At 59.0% G+C, this 17594-nt stretch carries 24 protein-coding genes; 15 read left to right on the top strand and 9 right to left on the bottom strand.

Annotation, left to right across the window (positions count from 1 at the left end; translation table 11 throughout):
• Nucleotides 1-985: hypothetical protein (locus tag CVO96_RS20620; protein WP_133161922.1), on the bottom strand; the 985-nt coding region annotated here is incomplete at its 3' end.
• Nucleotides 986-1074: 89 nt separating this feature from the next.
• On the bottom strand, nt 1075-1716 hold the full coding sequence (locus tag CVO96_RS20935; RefSeq protein WP_133161921.1) for a hypothetical protein: 642 nt from the start codon (nt 1714-1716) through the stop codon (nt 1075-1077).
• 355 nt (nt 1717-2071) lie between these two features.
• On the opposite strand from CVO96_RS20935, the gene CVO96_RS20615 reads away from it, so the two are divergent.
• From CVO96_RS20615 to CVO96_RS20585, 7 genes are all read left to right on the top strand, one after another.
• Nucleotides 2072-2371, top strand: coding sequence for an HNH endonuclease (locus CVO96_RS20615; protein ID WP_243398541.1), 300 nt, complete (start codon nt 2072-2074; stop codon nt 2369-2371).
• A 108-nt stretch (nt 2372-2479) separates the two neighbouring features.
• Entirely contained in the window at nt 2480-2782 is a 303-nt protein-coding gene (locus tag CVO96_RS20610; RefSeq protein ID WP_103314354.1) for a PadR family transcriptional regulator, read from the top strand.
• Nucleotides 2775-3479 (top strand): hypothetical protein, encoded by a 705-nt coding sequence (locus tag CVO96_RS20605; RefSeq protein ID WP_133161920.1) that lies wholly within the window; start codon nt 2775-2777, stop codon nt 3477-3479. Before CVO96_RS20610 ends, CVO96_RS20605 begins: the two co-directional genes overlap by 8 nt.
• A 210-nt stretch (nt 3480-3689) precedes the next feature.
• Complete coding sequence (locus CVO96_RS20600) at nt 3690-4013, top strand: ArsR/SmtB family transcription factor (protein WP_207795401.1); 324 nt, start codon at nt 3690-3692, stop codon at nt 4011-4013.
• Nucleotides 4000-4488, top strand: a complete 489-nt coding sequence (locus CVO96_RS20595; protein WP_103314351.1) for an SRPBCC domain-containing protein — start codon at nt 4000-4002, stop codon at nt 4486-4488. Before CVO96_RS20600 ends, CVO96_RS20595 begins: the two co-directional genes overlap by 14 nt.
• 109 nt (nt 4489-4597) lie before the next feature.
• On the top strand, nt 4598-5170 hold the full coding sequence (locus CVO96_RS20590) for a dihydrofolate reductase family protein (RefSeq protein WP_103314350.1): 573 nt from the start codon (nt 4598-4600) through the stop codon (nt 5168-5170).
• Nucleotides 5171-5321: 151 nt separating this feature from the next.
• Nucleotides 5322-5927 carry a dihydrofolate reductase family protein gene (locus CVO96_RS20585; RefSeq protein ID WP_103314349.1) on the top strand — a complete coding sequence of 202 codons (606 nt, stop codon included), beginning with the start codon at nt 5322-5324 and terminating at the stop codon, nt 5925-5927.
• An 875-nt stretch (nt 5928-6802) separates the two neighbouring features.
• Here CVO96_RS20585 and CVO96_RS20575 read toward each other — a convergent pair.
• The 4 genes from CVO96_RS20575 to CVO96_RS20560 are packed head-to-tail and all read right to left on the bottom strand — an operon-like array spanning nt 6803 to nt 8898.
• Nucleotides 6803-7396, bottom strand: coding sequence for a hypothetical protein (locus tag CVO96_RS20575; protein WP_103314348.1), 594 nt, complete (start codon nt 7394-7396; stop codon nt 6803-6805).
• A 12-nt stretch (nt 7397-7408) separates the two neighbouring features.
• Nucleotides 7409-7840 (bottom strand): hypothetical protein, encoded by a 432-nt coding sequence (locus CVO96_RS20570; protein ID WP_103314347.1) that lies wholly within the window; start codon nt 7838-7840, stop codon nt 7409-7411.
• An 18-nt stretch (nt 7841-7858) separates the two neighbouring features.
• Nucleotides 7859-8497, bottom strand: a complete 639-nt coding sequence (locus CVO96_RS20565; RefSeq protein WP_103314346.1) for a hypothetical protein — start codon at nt 8495-8497, stop codon at nt 7859-7861.
• Nucleotides 8494-8898, bottom strand: a complete 405-nt coding sequence (locus CVO96_RS20560; RefSeq protein WP_103314345.1) for a hypothetical protein — start codon at nt 8896-8898, stop codon at nt 8494-8496. The genes CVO96_RS20565 and CVO96_RS20560 overlap by 4 nt, the downstream gene beginning before the upstream one ends.
• A 168-nt stretch (nt 8899-9066) precedes the next feature.
• Between CVO96_RS20560 and CVO96_RS21535 the strand changes: the two genes are divergently transcribed.
• A complete protein-coding gene (locus CVO96_RS21535) occupies nt 9067-9291 on the top strand; it encodes a helix-turn-helix domain-containing protein (RefSeq protein ID WP_103314344.1) in 225 nt (74 codons plus the stop codon).
• Nucleotides 9292-9567: 276 nt separating this feature from the next.
• Nucleotides 9568-10080 (top strand): helix-turn-helix domain-containing protein, encoded by a 513-nt coding sequence (locus tag CVO96_RS20930; protein WP_133161919.1) that lies wholly within the window; start codon nt 9568-9570, stop codon nt 10078-10080.
• Between the two features lie 255 nt (nt 10081-10335).
• On the opposite strand, the gene CVO96_RS20925 is transcribed toward CVO96_RS20930, so the two are convergent.
• A complete protein-coding gene (locus tag CVO96_RS20925; protein WP_133161918.1) occupies nt 10336-12150 on the bottom strand; it encodes a site-specific integrase in 1815 nt (604 codons plus the stop codon).
• 708 nt (nt 12151-12858) lie between these two features.
• Between CVO96_RS20925 and CVO96_RS20550 the strand changes: the two genes are divergently transcribed.
• The 5 genes from CVO96_RS20550 to CVO96_RS20920 all read left to right on the top strand — a co-directional run bounded on the left by CVO96_RS20550 (nt 12859) and on the right by CVO96_RS20920 (nt 15539).
• Nucleotides 12859-13098: a hypothetical protein gene (locus CVO96_RS20550; protein ID WP_103314343.1), complete on the top strand. Its 240-nt coding sequence runs from the start codon at nt 12859-12861 to the stop codon at nt 13096-13098.
• Nucleotides 13099-13491: 393 nt separating this feature from the next.
• The gene (locus CVO96_RS20545) at nt 13492-13725 is read left to right on the top strand and encodes a hypothetical protein (RefSeq protein WP_103314342.1); all 234 of its coding nucleotides are present in this window, start codon (nt 13492-13494) and stop codon (nt 13723-13725) included.
• Between the two features lie 211 nt (nt 13726-13936).
• Complete coding sequence (locus CVO96_RS20540) at nt 13937-14338, top strand: hypothetical protein (RefSeq protein ID WP_133161917.1); 402 nt, start codon at nt 13937-13939, stop codon at nt 14336-14338.
• Nucleotides 14338-14844, top strand: coding sequence for a hypothetical protein (locus CVO96_RS20535; RefSeq protein WP_103314340.1), 507 nt, complete (start codon nt 14338-14340; stop codon nt 14842-14844). The genes CVO96_RS20540 and CVO96_RS20535 overlap by 1 nt, the downstream gene beginning before the upstream one ends.
• Before the next feature lie 311 nt (nt 14845-15155).
• Nucleotides 15156-15539 carry a hypothetical protein gene (locus CVO96_RS20920; RefSeq protein WP_133161916.1) on the top strand — a complete coding sequence of 128 codons (384 nt, stop codon included), beginning with the start codon at nt 15156-15158 and terminating at the stop codon, nt 15537-15539.
• 57 nt (nt 15540-15596) lie between these two features.
• Here the strand turns inward: CVO96_RS20920 and CVO96_RS20530 are convergent, their stop codons facing one another.
• Nucleotides 15597-15893 carry a hypothetical protein gene (locus CVO96_RS20530; RefSeq protein WP_103314339.1) on the bottom strand — a complete coding sequence of 99 codons (297 nt, stop codon included), beginning with the start codon at nt 15891-15893 and terminating at the stop codon, nt 15597-15599.
• A 56-nt stretch (nt 15894-15949) separates the two neighbouring features.
• Complete coding sequence (locus CVO96_RS20525) at nt 15950-16435, bottom strand: hypothetical protein (protein ID WP_133161915.1); 486 nt, start codon at nt 16433-16435, stop codon at nt 15950-15952.
• 411 nt (nt 16436-16846) lie between these two features.
• Between CVO96_RS20525 and CVO96_RS20520 the strand changes: the two genes are divergently transcribed.
• On the top strand, nt 16847-17443 hold the full coding sequence (locus CVO96_RS20520; RefSeq protein WP_133161914.1) for a hypothetical protein: 597 nt from the start codon (nt 16847-16849) through the stop codon (nt 17441-17443).
• The last annotated feature ends 151 nt before the right edge of the window (nt 17444-17594 follow it).

The raw sequence follows: 17594 nt of genomic DNA, 5'->3' as shown, positions 1-17594 counted from the left end.
GGCACACCAAGCGCCCTGCGCTCAGCTGCCGCGTCGTCGATCCAGACCTGGGCCTGAGCCAGCGTGCGCTGCCGGGTGGCCACGGCCTGGGCCTGCTGGACTCGAAGCTGCGCGGCGGCTGAGCGCAGGTCACGCTCTGCGGCTTCCAGTGCGGGAGCATCCACCGACCACCGTTCGGAGGACAGCGGCGTGAGCTTCTGGAGTCGGAAGGCGTCCTGGGCAGTGGTGCGCCAGTCCGCACTCCAGAACTCAACGCTGGCCAGGGCCCCCCTGTATCGGCCATCGCCCGTTCCAGCGCGGCCGTGTCAAAGCCGGTGACCTGGCTCAGGTCGTAGCCGGTGAGTTGGGACAGGTCATAGCCCTGCACGGACTGCACGTCGTAGCAGTCCTCGGCCTCGGCGGCGTTCTTGAGTAGGGTCTGGTGGTCTATGTACAGGGCGGCCAAGTCTTGTTCGAAAAGGGCCGCCGCCGACTGCAGGTCGCGCACGGCCCGCTGGGTCAGCTCCCGCCACACCGTCTGGGCGCGCCGGAGCAACTCGGCGGCGGCCGCGTTGATCTCCCGAACGGCGCTGGTCTGGGCGTCCACCTGGGCCTGGAGCTCCGCCACCGCCGCGTTGTACGCCTCGACAGTGCTCTTGGTCAGGGTAACGCGCTCTATGCCGGTGCTCAGCGGGCGGTTGAGCGTGAGGTTCGACCCCGCCAGGGTGCCCGTCCACACGGCTGTGTCGGTGCTGCCGAACACCGTGGTGGAAAACCACAGGGTAACCGTGGAGCCCTGCCGCGTGCCACTGAACGTCGCGTTGCGGCTGGCAATCTTTTGAAGGGTTTCGCCAGCTAACACGACCTGGTAGGTGCCGCTGAGCCGCCCGTTCGTGTCTGTCCACTGCACGATCTCCGTGCCGTTGCTGTAGAGCTTGACGTGGGCCACCGGGGCGGCGAGGGCGGACGGGGACAGCAGCAGGCTCTGAACAAGGAGACGGGGCACGGGTGTGAGTTTAGGCCAGGGGTCTGGTCTTCCAGACCGCAGGTGCCTGATGCCCCGGTACGAGAGCGAGCACAAGATAGTTGCTTAAACTATTTTATATTTTTATAAATAGTCACTGAGTTTTCAAGAAAATCGAAGCTGACTTTTTTGAACCCTCCTTCATTTTTCGTAAATGCAACAAATTCAATGTAATTGGTTTTTGTCGGCAGAGTAAAAGGATGGTACTCTTCTTTGTAAAAGTAGGCGTGATACTTTGTCTCATCATTTATACGGTAACCTATAGCATCATCTGAAAACAACTCTAGAGCCTTGTCTTTAAATGGGTAAAGCAGATCCTCAAACGCATTATCATATATGCTGTAAGATAGTTGAATTTTCGCGTTTAAATCTACACCGTCTTCGGAAAACTTTCTTGAAATCATGGGTATTTCAATATATTTCCTATTGCCAAGTACAGCTTTCATAACATCAATGATTTTATTGCCCTTAATTTTGATTGCGTTTCCATCAAACAGGATGTTCAAGTTGCATGCAGAGATGTTGAAACTCCTATCGAGATTAATCACGCGTTTTGAAAAATCTAAACCATCTAAGTCTTCATCTATAAGTATGCCGGAGTCTTTCAAATCTTGTCCAAGAGATACAGTCACTCTTTCACAGGCCGCACTTGCCTCACCTAAACTTGAAAGAATAACCAAATCAATCAAAACAATTTTGAGATTGTATCTCATGTTCTCCTTTAAGGCCGCCACAGACGCAGAGATCAGCGTTCAGTGCTGTTCGCCTCCTGTGCATATCAGACGCAAGGAGCCGTAGCAACGTCAATCCACCCTACCAGAGCAGACGCTGGTCAAGGGCGGAATACGAGGCGGCCGACCACATCAGGGCGGCGCAGAGCGCCCCGTGGAACATGGCTGACCCTCGACCCACCCAATCCGGGTTCACAACCACCAGCACAGGTGTCCTGCGGGCACCAAAGACGTCACCAGGAAACACTCTTAAAACATTTAGGCTGAAAAAATTATTTGATGTTTTCATGTTTATATGAAAGACTGAATTCATCAGATGAAGGTGCGGAAAGCGTCCATGAAGAAGTACGTAAGAGTGAGAGACCGCGCCACCGGACGGGTGCAACTTGCTCACCGCGTAGTGGCGGCCGCGATGCTCGGCCGACCCCTACTGCCCGGTGAAGTGGTACACCACCGCGACGGCGACAGCACCAACAACGTGGCGGCCAACCTGCTGGTGTTGCCGAGCCAGCGGCTGCACGCGCACCTGGAACACCGGCTGCGCCGCGAGCGGCAGGGCATGCCGTACCTCTTTCCTGAGCTCTTGACCGGCGTTCACGAGAACCGGCAAGGCACACTATTTGAAGGGGTATGGTAGGGCCGCCGAACCCCTGAGGCCTCCAGTGGTGAACCGCCCGCTGCGGCCTGCCAAGAGCCGCCCGCACCCGCGCTTGACACCTCGGTGCCAAAAGTCGAAAATACGACTATGCCGCCGACGGCCCAGCTCAACCGCAACGCCATCCGGGTGATGGCGCTGCTATACCACGGCACCGCCGGGCAGCACTACGGCCTGAGTATTGGCCGCGCGCTGGAGATGGGTAACGGCACCCTGTATCCGATCTTGGACAAACTTGAGACCTGGGGGCTGATCGGGGCGCAGCTGGAGGCGCTGGAAGGGGAGGGGCGCCGGCCCCGGTGGTACTACCACCTCACGGCCGCCGGGATGCGCCGCTATGAGGAGGAGCGCCACGTGCTGTTTCCAGGTGGGGCCGAGGTGCGCCGTGCGTGAGGTCAATTGGCCGGAACTCCTGATCGCCTGGGTGCTTGGTATGGTCGCCGTGGAACTTGGGGGGTGGCTGCCCCGGGTCGCTGCCTGGATCGTTCGCCGGCTGGCCCGGAACCTTCCGGCGCGGGCGTCGCGGCGGGAGGCCGAGTGGCTGGACGCCGTCGAGGAGACGCCAGGCCAATGGAGCAAGGTCATCCGGGCGCTGGGGTTCGTGCCGGCGGCCATCGCCATCCAGCGCGCCGCGCCGCGGTCCCTGGCCCCGGTGCCGGGGGGGTCACGGGGGATGCGGTTGCTCTTGCGTCTGACCCGGGCTCAGGCAATGCTCGTGTTCGTCCTCGTGGGGTTCCTTGACGTGTCCTGGGTGCTTGTCGGCGCCCTGAGCACGTCGCCGGTGCCGCTCGGCGGGCTTCTGGGGCTGCATCTGCTTGCTGCCTTCCTGTACGCCCTGAACTGGCGGGGCCTCGGCGTGGACTGGCCCTGGCTGCGCACGTCGCCGCAGGGGGCGGCCCTCATGCTCGCGCTCGCCTTGTGGCCGTTCATATACGTGCCGTTGGTGGGCGAAGCGCCGCCAACGTGGGCCGGCGCGGCCTGGTTCGCGACGCTGCATGTCCTGTGGGCCTGGGAGGGGTACTGGGACGGCAGGCGGCCCCTGGTCAAGCGGGGCGTCTTGGGCTGGAAGAGCAATTCGGCCGGGGGGTAGGGGCCACCGCCGACGCGTCATGGGCCACCACGTGTACGAGAACCGCCTGGCCGGCATCCCATGGGTCAACGCCTGACTTCAAGGCCAGAGGCAAAGCCCGGCAGGAAGCGGGCCAACAACCTGGAACCCCGCCGAACCACACAGGGCCTTGACTATTTCCTATATAGGAAATAGTTTAAGGCTGTGGCACGCGCAACAACAACCTCGGACGTGTACAACGCGGTAGCGGAGCCCCAGCGGCGGCGCATCCTCGCGCTGCTGCGCACCGGGCAGAAGGCGGCCTCCGAGATCGCCGACGCGCTCGCGCTCGCGCCGTCGCCCACCTCCAAGCACCTGCGGGTCTTGCGCCAGGTGGGCCTGGTGAGCGTGCGGGAGGATGGGCGCCACCGCCACTACACGCTCAACGCGCAGCCGCTGCGGGAGGTGCACGCCTGGACGGGGGGCTTCGAGCAGTTCTGGAGCGAGAATTTCGATCGGCTCGAAGCGTACGTGGAGGAACTTGGACACCTGGAGGACGACCATGCAACCGACTGACGCCGCAGAACCCGAGCAAAGCCGCCAGATCGAGACCACCCGCCTGATCCGTGGCCCGAGATCCCTGGTCTTCCGGGCATGGACCGAGGCGCGCCACCTCGACCGTTGGTTCGGGCCGCGCGGGTTTACGACCACCACGCACGCGCTCGAGTTTCGCGTTGGCGGCGTCTGGGCCTTCGACATGCGCGGGCCGGACGGCACGGTCTACCCCAACCACATCGAATGGCGGGAGATCGTGCCAGTGCAGCGGATCGCATTCCGGCACGGCGCCCACGCGCACGACCAGGCCGCGTTCGACGTAACTGTCCGGTTCGTAGACCGGGGGGAGCAGACCGAACTCACCCTGCGTACCGTTTTTCGCAGCACGGCAGAGCGCGACGCGGCGGTGGATCGCCACGGCGCGGCCGAAGGTGCCCAGCAGACTCTGGAGCGCCTGGAACGCTTTGTCGATGAGTTTCAGGCCCCCTCTACGTGAGCGCGAGCGACAGTCCGCACCCATGCCTATGCCCGGCCGCCCCACTTGAAGCTCCACGGGTGGTGCTCGCCGCAACCGGACCATCAGCCCATTCAATAAAGGAAGACCCATGAGAAAAGTCGTCTTATTCGTACACGCGTCGCTGGATGGCAAGGTGCAGGGCCCCGCACCGTGGGATCTCGGCTGGATCCGTTACGGGCCCGACCTCGAGCACTTTGCGTCGCAGACGCTTGCCGATACCAGCACGGTGATCTGGGGCCGTGTGACGTACGAAGGCATGCTGAACCACTGGCCGAAGGTCGCGGCCAATCCCGGTAGTTCCGATTACGAGCGCCAACACGCTGCCTGGCTGGACGCAACCGAGAAGGTTGTGGTGTCCACCACTACAGACCGCAGCGACTGGAGCAACACACGCTTTGTCGCGCGTGACGTTCCAGAAGAAGTATTGAAACTCAAACAAGAGGAGGGCGGCGACATCACGGTGGTGGGTAGTCCGAGTGTTGCGCACCTGTTGATGCGCCGCGACCTCATCGACGAGTACCGCCTGACCGTGAGCCCCATGGTGCTGGGCCGGGGCACCGACCTGGCCGCGCCGGAGATGGATCGACAGAACCTCCAGCTCGCCGGATCCGAGGCGTTTCCTTCGGGCCTCCTCGGGCTGACGTATCGCCGCGGGCGGTAATGCCCGCAGGGTCTGGAACCCTGACGCCCACGCCTGTCCTGGAAGCGCTTCGCCGCAGCCGCGAAGGGCCGCACATGAAATTCCCCGAGCGTCCGGCCATGCACCCACACGTTTTCGCGTTCCGGCCGGCTCACATCCACAGGAGGTCAAGATGTCCACATCTGTGCTCTACATGTCCATGTCGCTCGACGGCTACATCTCCGGATCCAACGACGCACCGGGCAACCCCGGCGGCGACGGCTTCATGCGGCTGCACGATTGGTACGAGATGCGCTGGGACGGATCGCCTGTACCGACCACGCGGATGCCGACCGCGCATTCCACTCTCGGCAAGCAGTTCATGGAAGAGACCAACGCCACGGGTGCAGTGCTGGTGGGTCGTCGCACCGCGGAACAGGTGGATCATTGGAGCGGCGACCACCACGGTGTCCCGATCTTCGTTCCCAGCCACCGGCCTCCCGGCCCATCCGTCGCACAGTACCCGCTGGTAACGTATGTCCTGGACGGCATCGAGAGTGCGATGGCACAGGCGAAAGCTGCCGCCGGTTCTCGGAACGTGATGGTGCATGGCGCGTACACGGCACAAAAAGCGCTTGAGGCTGGGGTGCTGGACGAGGTGCAAATTCACCAGATTCCAGTGCTGTTTGGCGGTGGCCGTCGGCTGTTTGAGGTGCTGCCCTCACGCCTCGAGCTGGAGGTGGTTCAGGTCATCGACACCCCCGAAGCCACGCATATTCGCTACCGCATACGCCGCTGAAATTCCACCGGACGGGCCGCGCCGGACATAGATCGCCACGATGTCCAGCCCACCCGTTCGGTGGCGGCTCCTTCCGGTGTTGAACCGCTTCACAGAACCCCAACCAGCCCACGAGGTCATCCTCAAGGTCATCGACCGCCAGCGCCGCGTAGTCCTTGCGCGTGGTGTCCACACGCTCGTGCCCGAGGTGCACCGCGACCCGCCCGATGTCCTTGACCTGCTCCAGCAGCCGTATCCCTGTGTCCGTGCGCTCTTGGATGGAAGCCCCAGAAGGTGACGCCTGCCTCCAGGAGCGCTTTTTTCAAAGCGAGCACGCACGTCCCGGATGGGACGTGCTGGAGGCCAGGCCACCGTACCACTGGCACACCGTGAAGGGTGGCAAGACGTCGCGCTGGCTGGTCATACGGGCACGCATCGCCAACGGTGTCGAGGACGCGCGTGGACGCCATCTCCCAGGCAAACTGGTGTGGATGGTTGGGAGAAACGCCGAGCGGGAGAGATCAAGTACGACGCCACCAACTACCCGGCAAGCACGTCAAAAGCGCAGATCGTCGGCGGTATCAAGTCGCGCTGGTCGTGCGGGACGGTGCACGCGCAGGCCAAGGAGGAATGGGGGCTCGATCATTGCGAAGGGCGGCTATGGCGAGGTTTGACTCATCACGTGAGGTTGGTGATGTTGACGATGCTGTTCCCGCAGACCGTCCGGGCAGCGATCAGCGCTATGGGACGGCTCATGACCCTGCCGCAGGCCCGACGAGAGGCGAGCCGAATCCTTTCTGGGATTCGGCTCGGTCGGTGTCCACGCTGCGGGGAATCCGTGCGAGGCGCATCTCCATGAGCCGGACGAAAAGTGACAAAGTCCTGCTAGCGGACGGTTAAGAACCTGTCCCTTCTTCGCGACTGTGGCTAGTTGGTGTCGTCTCAGGCGCCCACGCCACCGCTAAGGTACGTACTTGATCCTCAGCGAACGCGGCGTACGCATGCACCTCCACCTCGTGCCGCTTCCAGCCGACGAACAGCAGCGCCGTGTCGTCCTCGACCAGGAGACCCGCGCGCGCCTGCTCGATCAGGGGCTGTTGGGTCGCCCGGTCGGCCGCCAGGGTATCCGGGAAGCTGAGCCAGGTGCCCACCCAGTCGATCGACGGCCCATGCACGGTGCGCAGGGCGTCCGTCCACCCCAGGACGTACCCCGGATCCAGCGTGAACGGCTGGGTCGCATCGTGATCCGTCCAGCGCAGGTAACCGGCGGGGGCCGCGTAGGCCACGTGCAGGATGCCGTCGTCCCGGTGGCCGAACAGTGGCCCACTGCGGAAGGCGCCGGGCACAGACAGCTGGCTGTGGAGGCACTGGGCCGCCTGCACGCTCAGTCTCACGGCGTCGATGGGCATGACGCTGTTCTCCAGGTCGGGCGACCATTCCCCGGCCAAACCCAGGAAGCGGCGGTGGGCGCGGCCCAGCCGGAAGAGCATGGACACCCCGGCCTACCGGACGCGGGGGAAGCGGCGGTCGAGCTGGTTCAAGAGGGCCTGCGCGCTCACCTCGTAGGATTTGCTGTACGTCCCGGTCAGGGTCGTCGTGCCCGCCGAGCTGATGACGGTGAACAGCATCTCGTACGGCAGGGTGCGGACTGTGCTGCCAAACGAGAAGGTATTGACGGTCTCGGCCCGTGAGCGCAGCACGACCTGATTTCTCTCGATCTCCTCCGCCTTCCAGGGCATTCGACCGGGCAGGGTGGGAATGGTCGGCGCGGTGGCCACCACCGCCGCGAGCACCGGGTTGTCGTCACCCGCCGCCACGACTCCGGTGCGGTAGGTGACGACGGTGGTAACGCGGGTAGGCGACGGCAGGCCCGTCGTGGGGGCACAGGCGGCCAGGGCGGGCACGAGCAGCAGGGACAGGCGCAGTGGGTTCATCGGGGGCCTCCAGGGGCGTCAGGGCTGGGTCTTGTAGTTCTTGACATTGACCGGCAGGGTGGCGATCACCGTGAACTCTTTGCCGTAGTCGTCCGGCTGCATGCTGGTGCGGAGGAGCAGCCCCGGCCTGGCCTTGAGATCGTCGGTGAAGCCGCCCTCCGGCACCCCGTCCATCCGGAAGGTCAGGCGGGCAGCGCGTGCCGGGGTGCCGGGGATGATGTACGGCACGTCCGCGTCAGCCGTGATCGGCTGGGCGTCCGGGACGGCCTCCACCTTGAGGAGGGTCGGGGTGCCGAAACAGAAGTTCTTGAGCGCCCCCTCTCCCAGCCAGTTCTTCTCGTATGGCGAAATAGGCGTCAGGACGACCTTCTCCTGGCCGGATGACGTGGCCGAGCGGGTAAGTCGGGCGAGGCGATGCTTGTCTACAAAGTCCACCAGCGTCTTGGAGTCACCGAACAGGCCACCCAGCAGCGTGTTCTCGAGGTTCAGGGCCCGCAGACAGGGGCGGGTGTACGGCCGTGCCTGGGTGCTCACGACGGTCAGGCCGCCGTTGTCGAGGAAGAACTGGGCGGAGGCGTCGAGGTTCACTGCACCCGGCCCACTTTTGCAAGCCGTGAGGATGAGGGCGCTGCACATGACGAGCAGGCGAAGGGTCATCGGTCGCTCCTGGGCAGCCACTGGTCGAGCAGCACGGTGAACTGGTGGTAGAGGGCGAAGCTGGCGTCTGAACGGGTGACGACGCCGATCCGCACGGTGGACGGGTTGACTTGGAAGTCGAAGGTCTGGTCGAGGTACGGAAGGCCACTGAGGTCGGGGTCGCAGGGCAGGCGCAGGAAGAGCGTGTCGCTGGTGTGCCCGTCGATATGCCAGTGGTGTCCATGAACTGGCGGGAGTTGCTGGAGGACACGGTCGGCGGCGAGTAGAAACAGGGTCAGGGACGTGGCGTAGGTGGCGGTGTCATGGAGGGAAGGCAGGGCAGTGGGCGGGCGGAAACGCCAGGGTGCTTCCGTGGAGTGCTGGAGGGAGGAGGCGGTGGGCGGACTTGGGGTTGGGGGCATGGCGCTCCAGACGGGTCAGGGCCGTGGGTGCGTGGGGCGGCACGACGAGAGAACGGGGCGGAGGCATCAGCGTGTGCATGGAAGGAACGGTCATCACGATAACATGGCTTTAATCGATATGGCTTTAATTGCATGGCCTGACTCTGGGAGCGTCGCCACGCTACACGGGTGGCGAAAACGCAGAAAGACCCCACCGAGTCGCGCTTGACGTTCGGGAGGCGCCTTCGGGAGGAGCGTCAGAAGCGGGGCATGACGCTGGAGGATCTGGCGGAGGCGAGCGGCATCACGTGGTCGTACATCGCTCAGGTCGAGGTCGGGCGGCGCAACATCTCGGTGGACAACATGCATCTCCTGGCAGCGGGCGTCGGTGTGGCTCTTAGGGAGCTGTTGTAGATGATGTGTGGCGTCAACTCTGCGTTTGCTTGGCTATGGGCGTACAAGCTACGTAGGGAGCGGTTGCGAGCCAAGCGACGGCCAGGAAGATATTGGAGACGCTATTGCCTGAACCTGGGTCACGGTGATGGAGCGGAACATCGGCATCGACAACATGGCGGCTCTGGCAGACGCGTTTGGGCTTTTCCTTGTCTCACTTCTTACGTTAGGGCGTATTCCTCAGCATGGCGCCAGATTTTGTACCTGGCAAAGCTCCAGTGTCGTCTATCAGGGTGCTTGAAACTCGTCACGGCAATTGCAACAGCAGCATGGAGATCAGCGACGCTGGCTTGGGACAAGGCATTGAAAGAAGCGGAGTTGATTGACGAAACCATCGTGGCTGTAAACAAAGTGTCATCCAATCAATGGATGCAAGATTGCAAACAATACTACCAATACTTTTCCCAACTGTATATCAGGCAGTTTTCTCACCAGCCATATGGGGTGGGGAGCCCTCCAGGCACAACGATACAGAGGAAGAAGCAGACGACTAGGAAGGCCAAGAAGCCTGCCAGGCTCCTGCGCGAGGTTCTCGGCGCGAACTCGCGCCTAGTAAAGATTGGCAAGGACTTGTCCATCAACGATGCTGCTGCGAAGGCAAACATAGACTGGTCTTATTTTGCGCAGATAGAGCGTGGCGAGCGGAGCGTCGGCCTGGATGTCATGGATGCGCTCGCACAAGCAGACGGCGTACTACTATTTGAATTGCTGGATCCTAGCTTTCAAAAATTGAACGAGTTGGAACAGTGACCAAGCGAAATCGTTCTGCCCGAAGTCGGCTTGGGCTAACAACAGAGAACGTCACCGGGCAGAATATTCGCCGATTGAGGAAGGAAATATTAGGATATTTAAGCGATAGGGAGTTTTGTGAGTATTTTTTCTCAAAGACTCATATGAAACTATCTAAAGTGACTCTTTCCCGAATTGAAACGGGAAAGAGAGCTGTGTTTGATTATGAAGTTGTTAGATTTGCTGATGTAATTGGAGTAAGTATTGAAGAGATCTTCAGGCCTTAATGGACGTTCGCCGCTTATCCATAAGCCTTCTAATTCTAAGATTAATATTGTTCCTTACATAATGATCTCGCACGGTTGATGCACTATCGACAAGCCTCACTTCGGCTTCTTCTGGATTACCGTCATTAATACATTGGGTTGCAATTAGCTTACGGAACATGTGTGGCTTCATAGGTGGTAGGCCGGGGATCCTACTAGGGTAGATCGAATCTGATGATAAATACTTTTTTGTCCAAGCCTCGGTTAAATTCTGAATATATGTCGTGGATGGTTGGAGACCTGTGGTTGTTGGAAACACGTATACGGTGTTGGTAAGTAGAGGACGATAGATCTTCAAATACTCTACGATTGTGTCCTTGTATGAAGATGCTCTCTCATCGGATGTTAGTGGGAAAATTATTTCTTCCTCGTCTGCAAGCGCTTTGCTGTTACGCCTGTTTTTCATTTCGTGAACAGGGATATGTAAACTAATTTCACCTGATGCATCAACCCGGATGTGCTTCCTATTGAGCGCTTGGCTGCATGTCATAAGTGAGAGATTTATACTTCTCAGAGGAAAGGATGCAAGTATTACAATTAGTATTATAGGTTCCAGCTCCCTCGCGTAAGCGATAGGATTGCTCCTAAGCGATTGTATGTCTTGATAAGCCACTGCAATTGCGTTCCATACAGGTTCAATAGGATTATCGAGCTTTAATATCGTACTATATTTCTCCTTATGATTGGTTATAGCTCTTTTATTCCGCCTGATTTGTTTTCTTAGATAACCGCTGTATCGTTCCAGTGATAAATCCAAATACTTATCCCATCCCCCAACAGATTCTATCTCATCTTTCACGTGTTCTGGCAATATAGAGTAGGATAATTCACTGTTGCGCAACCATCCTACTTCTTTGCGGCATAGAGATAAGGCGAAACGCAGTACACCATCAACGCCTTGACCTGCGCCGCCTGTAATTGCAATTCTCTTATCAATATATTTCAATAGGTAAGCTGGGACGCCAAATAGAGCTAAACTAAGATTTTTGTCATCAATTATGAGGCCTTCGTGAATTAGATACTTATAGTACGCTGAACACATTGAACGATAACTCAACAGTGTATTCCTCTTTCTATCTTTTCTATCCCCCCAGCCATCTCTAGGCTGTTGCTCTCCAATACCGTCTTTGTATTCTGACATATGATTAAAGTCGTAAAACACACTATCAGATAGAGAAATTTTAGAAATTCCCTCCTCATTGAAGAATTTCCTCCATCGACCACTTTTTAGAATATATGAATCATTTGAAATAACATCTTCACAGATGGAAAGAAATAATTGTTTTGGATCTAAATCGCTGCGTTCAAATACTTCTCCCTCCCATTTATATCTGATTGACTCTCTGACTGTTTGCCAGTAGGGAGACGAGTCGGGAATTTCGTCAGGCCACCAGTCTGCTCCAATAGCAATTTGTATCCCCTGACTAATATTGAGATTACTCAGGCATCCTTTAGGCAACTGGAAATACGTTTCAATGTCTCGAGTGGTTATACGTCCCTCTCCCAAAGCGGCATATATGGACTCTGAAGACGCGAAAGGAGGAATGTTTTCGTCGTTATGAGCTATTCTATATAGCTCGTCAATGACTAATATCGGATTTTGCATAAGATTTTCTATATTGTACTTGAAATACTCACCATAAAAGTACTTAACTGCACTGATTTGACTACCATTAAGTTTGTCATCCCGCAATATCTCACCAAAATGCGAGCTCGAAATAGCATCTTGAATGGATATATTCTGACTTTTTAGGGCATTTAACATGTAAGATGCGTACACTCGAGAAGATTTAGACTTCTGGGCTTTCAAGCGGTGTAGTTGAGTCAAGTATGAAGTCATGGAATTAAAAACCTCATTTGGGAGGGGAGTTCGGAAAACCAGGTTATGCCGTCTAGATCGAGAAATTTCTTATTTTAATCCATATACCTCCTGCGATAAAAACGAGGGCACGCGCATCCCGCGCTGACAGGGACTGCATATACATCTGTTGACTATTTATCAACAGGATATCATAGTAAACTATGGGTAGTTTACAGGTCATATTTTTAAACATCCTGTATTCACGCTGGTTTACTACAGCAAGAATCTATTCCTATTGTTGTATATTTGCATGAAAAGTCACCTCCCTATGATTTGAGGCTTATCGTCTCCGCATCATGTAGATTCCGCTATAATGTAAAAACCCTAAGCGTTAGCGCTTAGGGTTATTTATGTGTTTTTCACCGCCGCTTGTAGCGGAGTTTTTAACTTATATATGATCCAGAGTGGTATTTCAAGTTCATACTGCACCCGCTCACCAAGCAGTTTGGCGGAAGCGCGAGGCCGCTGGCAGGGCGGGGCGCTCCTCGGCACGTACGTGGGAACGGAACTCCGGGTCTCGCTCGTCTTACCCACTGCCTGCCAGGCCCATCTCTATCCCCCCTGGACATCTGCCTGCCCTACCTCATTGGGATCGGGGACGCCCTCTCCAGCGTGCATTCCGACGCCGACTGGACTGGAACGTGGATCGCCGCCCCAGACGGCCGCCTGCCGAGTCAGCGCGACGACCTCTTGTGGCTCCGGCTGGGGGGCCGGCGCGGCCTGTTCAGCGACCGCCACCCCCTGGTCGTGGCTGGAGTCGAAGACGGCTACCTGGGGGCCCGCGCCTACCTCTGGGACGAAGGCGAATCGCTGGAGATCGACGTCAGGGTCGGCCCGCCGGGTGACAGCTAGCATCTGTTTGCCGATCTCCTCCAGAGCGTGGATGACCACCCAGGTTCAGCCTCAGCGTGCCCGATTCTTCGCCCAACGGCTGTCGCGAAAGATCGAGCAAGTGCCGCGCCGCTGTTCTGGGCGCCCGCTGCCCTGCGAAGGCGAGATCACGCTCCTAAGGTCAAGCGCCGACGAAATTCGCCAGTGGAAGCGGCTGCAACATCAGCGCTGATGTAGCGCCCCAGCCAGGACAGCCTCTTTCTGACCAGGACGGGCAATTGAGCGCGCTCTTATCTTGCCCTCTTCGCCACCCTCACCCTGGAGCGTGCCGGGACTGCCTTCCTGGGACGCCAGCGAAGAGGGAATAGGGACGAGGATTTGAATCCCGCCCGCCTGAACTGGGCACACTGGTGTATGAACCTGATGCTGGAGAATGCCTACTGGCCAACGCACCTGCCTGTCCCTCAGCGCTGGCTGTGGCAGTCGATGTTCGACCTGGGCGTCACAGCTGCCTGGGAGGATCCCTATAGCCTTGCCGTCAATGCGCTCAGCCAACGATTGGGTACAGAGTCCCGCACCATGTTCGTCGTCCGGTGGCAAGGCAGAGAACTTTGGCGTGGGATGCGCACCGGTCAGGTTCGCACCTGATGGAGCAGGCGGCCGTAGTTACCTCGGCGCTCAAGCTCGAGCAGCGGCATGGCTTCAGGGGCCTGCTGCGCTTCTGCTGACCCCCCAGAGGTTCACCTTTAGGCACACTCCCAGTCTCCAATACCTATAGAGGCCCCTCGCTTTTCACCGTCAGATTTGCCCTCGTGCGAGGCGTGCCACGTCCGTCCAGACTTTCCCGCACCATGGGCACATGACGAACCCAAGTGTCGAACTGCCACGCTCTGGCCGGTGCATTCAGCCGGGCGACCTGCTTTCCGAGTCCGAGGCACGTGATCTTGTGATCGTGCAGAGAGGTGAGCACCCACTGATGCTCGCTGTGATGGAACCCCGGAGGCTGGGCGGCGTATGCATGTACCGTGTCGAACTCCCAACACCGGTCAACGTTCTTGATGGGCTGATGACAGGGACACGCCGACCGGACTTCACCGTCGATGAACTCGAAGCGGCGGGCAGGTGTGAAGTTGAACTTTACGTCACGGTCTTCGTCCCGATTGGAAGCGGCCAGATGGTTGCACGCCCACTGGTGGAGGCGACGCCCAGCGATTTCACGGCCTACTGGGCCTGGCGCAGTGCCATGGCCAGGATGAACTGATGACAGTGCTGGAGCAGCAGGACGTCCAACCAGCCCACTGGACGCCAGCACAGCGCACCCGCAACGAGCGCATGAGTGCCTTCCTGCGGGCGCTGCATGTCGAAGGGATGCTGACGGCGGCCTGTGCGGCCAGCGGGGTCAGCCTGCCGTCGGTACGGCGCTGGCGAAACGACTTTCCCTCCTTCGACGAAGCGGTCACGGAGTTCCTTACCAGGATCCGGCTGTCAGCCGTCGAGGACAACATGTACCGCATCGCCACCAGCACCGACCCTAAGATAGCCAACGCTACGGTGAAGGCCGGCGAATTCCTGGCCCGCGCGTGGGATCGGGAACAGTACGGGGAAAGACAGCGCATCGACCAGACCATCACCGTCAACGGTCAGGTACAGATCGTCCACGAGGCCAGAGACACCATCCGCCAAGAGCTGCGAGCCAGCCGGCAGCAACGCCTGCTGGCCCTGCAGACGATCGACGCTCCACCCAGCAGTGGCGACCGTGGATCCTGAAGAGGTCACCCGGCGCGCCCTCGACCTCCGGGTTCCCCGCCTCACGCCAGTCACCAACCACCCGCGCCACCTGGCCTCGCCTGCCCGCCTCATCAGGTGCCCTGGGCCTACGCGGCGGCAGATGCAGCAGTGACTCAGGGACGGCCGTTGGGCGAGGCGATCGCCAACCTGCTGGACTACCTCAAAAAGCACTCAATGCACACTGAGGCGGGGGCGTGGGCTGTCCTGACGGCCCAGCTCTGAGACCGGGGGCCGAAAGCTTTGAATGGGAGAACGCGCAGGGGGGCAGAGCTAACCTGTAGCTTGGGCAGATGCGCGCTTTTCACCTCATTCTCCTGGGAGCCGTCGTCGCTGCAGTTGGTGCAGTGCTGGGAGCTGTGAACCCAGTGCTCGGTGCTGTTTTGGGCGTTGGTGGGGCACTCACATCAATCGCAGCTGCAGTGAAACAGGAGAAAGAGTCTGTGGCTTACATACGTGACTTCTCCACTGCCGATTGGTATTCGCGGCCAGAAGGAGATTACGAGTTAGCTATACCTCGCATCACACACCAGAAGGCACATCCTCAAACTGTTTTTATGCTGCCAGATGGTGAAGGGGGTTTTGAAGCGGCGCTGACCGACATCGTTGTGAAACAGGATGGTGCCGTAGTGGTAAGAGTTGCACAACCAATGGAGGGCCGAGTACAGATCAAGTAGTGATTTGCCGGCCCTACCCTCTTCACCCTCACACGCCCCCGCGCGACCTCAGCCCTCTCAAAAGCCTGACTCCAGGCTTTGAATGCGGTTCTCCAGGCTATCTAGATCGACGTAGGCCAGCCCTGAGGTCACTACGCTGCTCTCTGTCTCAAACAGTCGGTCGGCCATGTCGGAGATTTCACTCTCGATAGCGTCCAGCCGGCTTTCGATGTCGCTGAGGTCGGTCGCCTCAGGCATGCTACGCACCGCGTTCACTGCGATGGCCCTGGCCTCGCGGACGTCCAGGGTCAGCTTGACATTCCAGAGGGCCAGGGCCACGAGGGCCACGCTCAGCAGGATGGTGGGGGTGCGCATGCTGCTGCTCAGGCTACCTGTGCGGTGGAGCCGGTGGGAAAGATGTATGGCGCCCTTCAGGCCTGCAACTGGATTTGGGAATTCCTGCGGGGCCTGACGACCTTCACCGGCACCCCGTGCATCAGCAGAGCGATCAGAGCGGCTACCTCCTGTTGCCCGCGGGAACCGACACCACCCTGCAGCTTGGTCACGACATGCTGCACGACCGAACCCTGGTGGGTTGCGTAGGGAGCCAGGAATGCGCCGGCGTGCCTGAGCACCGTATTGACAGCTTCACTAACCTCGGCGCCCTCATCCAGGTAGCCGAGCTCGGCGGCGCCAATACCGGCGTGCAGGTGGCGACTGGCGTCGATCAGGCAGATCTGATGCCCGGGTGTGCAAGGCGCGCCGTCGGCGAGTTCTTGGGTGTGGTTGCGGGTGACCTCGATGTCCTGACGCCGGGGCGCACTCTCCCCTTCAGGGGAGGCGAGGAAGTGGGCGTAAAACGCCAGCAGTTCGGCGTACAGGTGGTGGAGGTAAGCGTCGGCGGGAGACTTCGACATGGATTCCACCCTGGGATTGAGAGCGGTGCGGATGGCGTGCTCAGTCGGCTCATCAAATCCTGTGCGAGTGCAAGACTGGTTGAAGTGATGTTGCCACATCGGATTAAGCCCAGTTCAGTGGCCATGACCAAGGCCTCTCCCTGTGACGTGGCGCCCTCCCATCTGGCGTTCGCCGCGAGACTGCACGCCTGACAGTACTCCGGGCTGTCACGAAGCAGACTACGAGCTTAGGCATTGAGGACGGCCCAAATCACGCCATTGGTGGCGAAGCTGAAAGGTGGTTCCTCCGTACTGATCGGTATATTTGTGTCCATATCCCATGGTGCAGGAAAGTCAGATCGGACATAGCACGGTTCAGAAGGTGAGATGAATTGCGCCTATACCGCAGTTCTTTGCCGTGTAACTTGATCTATGACTGTTACTGACTGGCTTGCGATCGCTGCCATTCTCTCCTCCCTAGCTGGGTGGTTCGCGGCGTCGCGCTCTGCGGGAGCAGCGGTTCAAAGTGCTGAGGAGGCTAAACGCAGTGCTGATGCTGCAGTCATGCAGGCAATCACCGCGGATTCGCAGCTCAGGCTCATGCAGGAACAATGGGATGAAGAGAGACGAGGTCGAGAGGAGGCAGAGAAACCCAGGATCGACCTTTTGGTGCAGAGCCTACACTACGGCTCCTTCGTAACACTGTTCAACAGGGGAACTCAGGTAGTCGTCCTGAGGCGTGTTTGCATGAACGAAGAACCCATCGACATCCAGGAGTTTCGTTGGGATAAAGTTGGCACTCCGAAGTTGCTGTCAATTCCTCCTGAAAAGGAGTCGTTTCTATTTCACGGCGTCTCAGATAAAGTGTCTTTCAACGGAACTAGGTTCGTCGCCTTCCCCGAGATGGACATTGAGATCGAATTCAACTACGGCAAAGAGACGTGGCGCTGGGCGGGAAAAATCTCCTTGGATACTGATGGAATTTTTCATCTGAGTGGGCGACTCGCAGGTCTTGTCGAGGGGTCATAACCACTCACAGCTGGTTCGTCGGCGCATCTGACGCCGACTACCGACGGCCGAATCCTGGCCCAAGGCATCTGGATCAAGCGCTTGCACCAGCTCGAAGGTGCCGCGTGTTGGAAACCACTTCACGACCCATTGCCGGGGAGCCTCACCCTCG

It is taken from the genome of Deinococcus koreensis (assembly GCF_002901445.1).
GTDB classification, from domain to species: domain Bacteria; phylum Deinococcota; class Deinococci; order Deinococcales; family Deinococcaceae; genus Deinococcus; species Deinococcus koreensis.
Note: the sequence above shows the minus strand (reverse complement) of the source record. Positions and strands in the feature narration are given on the sequence as shown.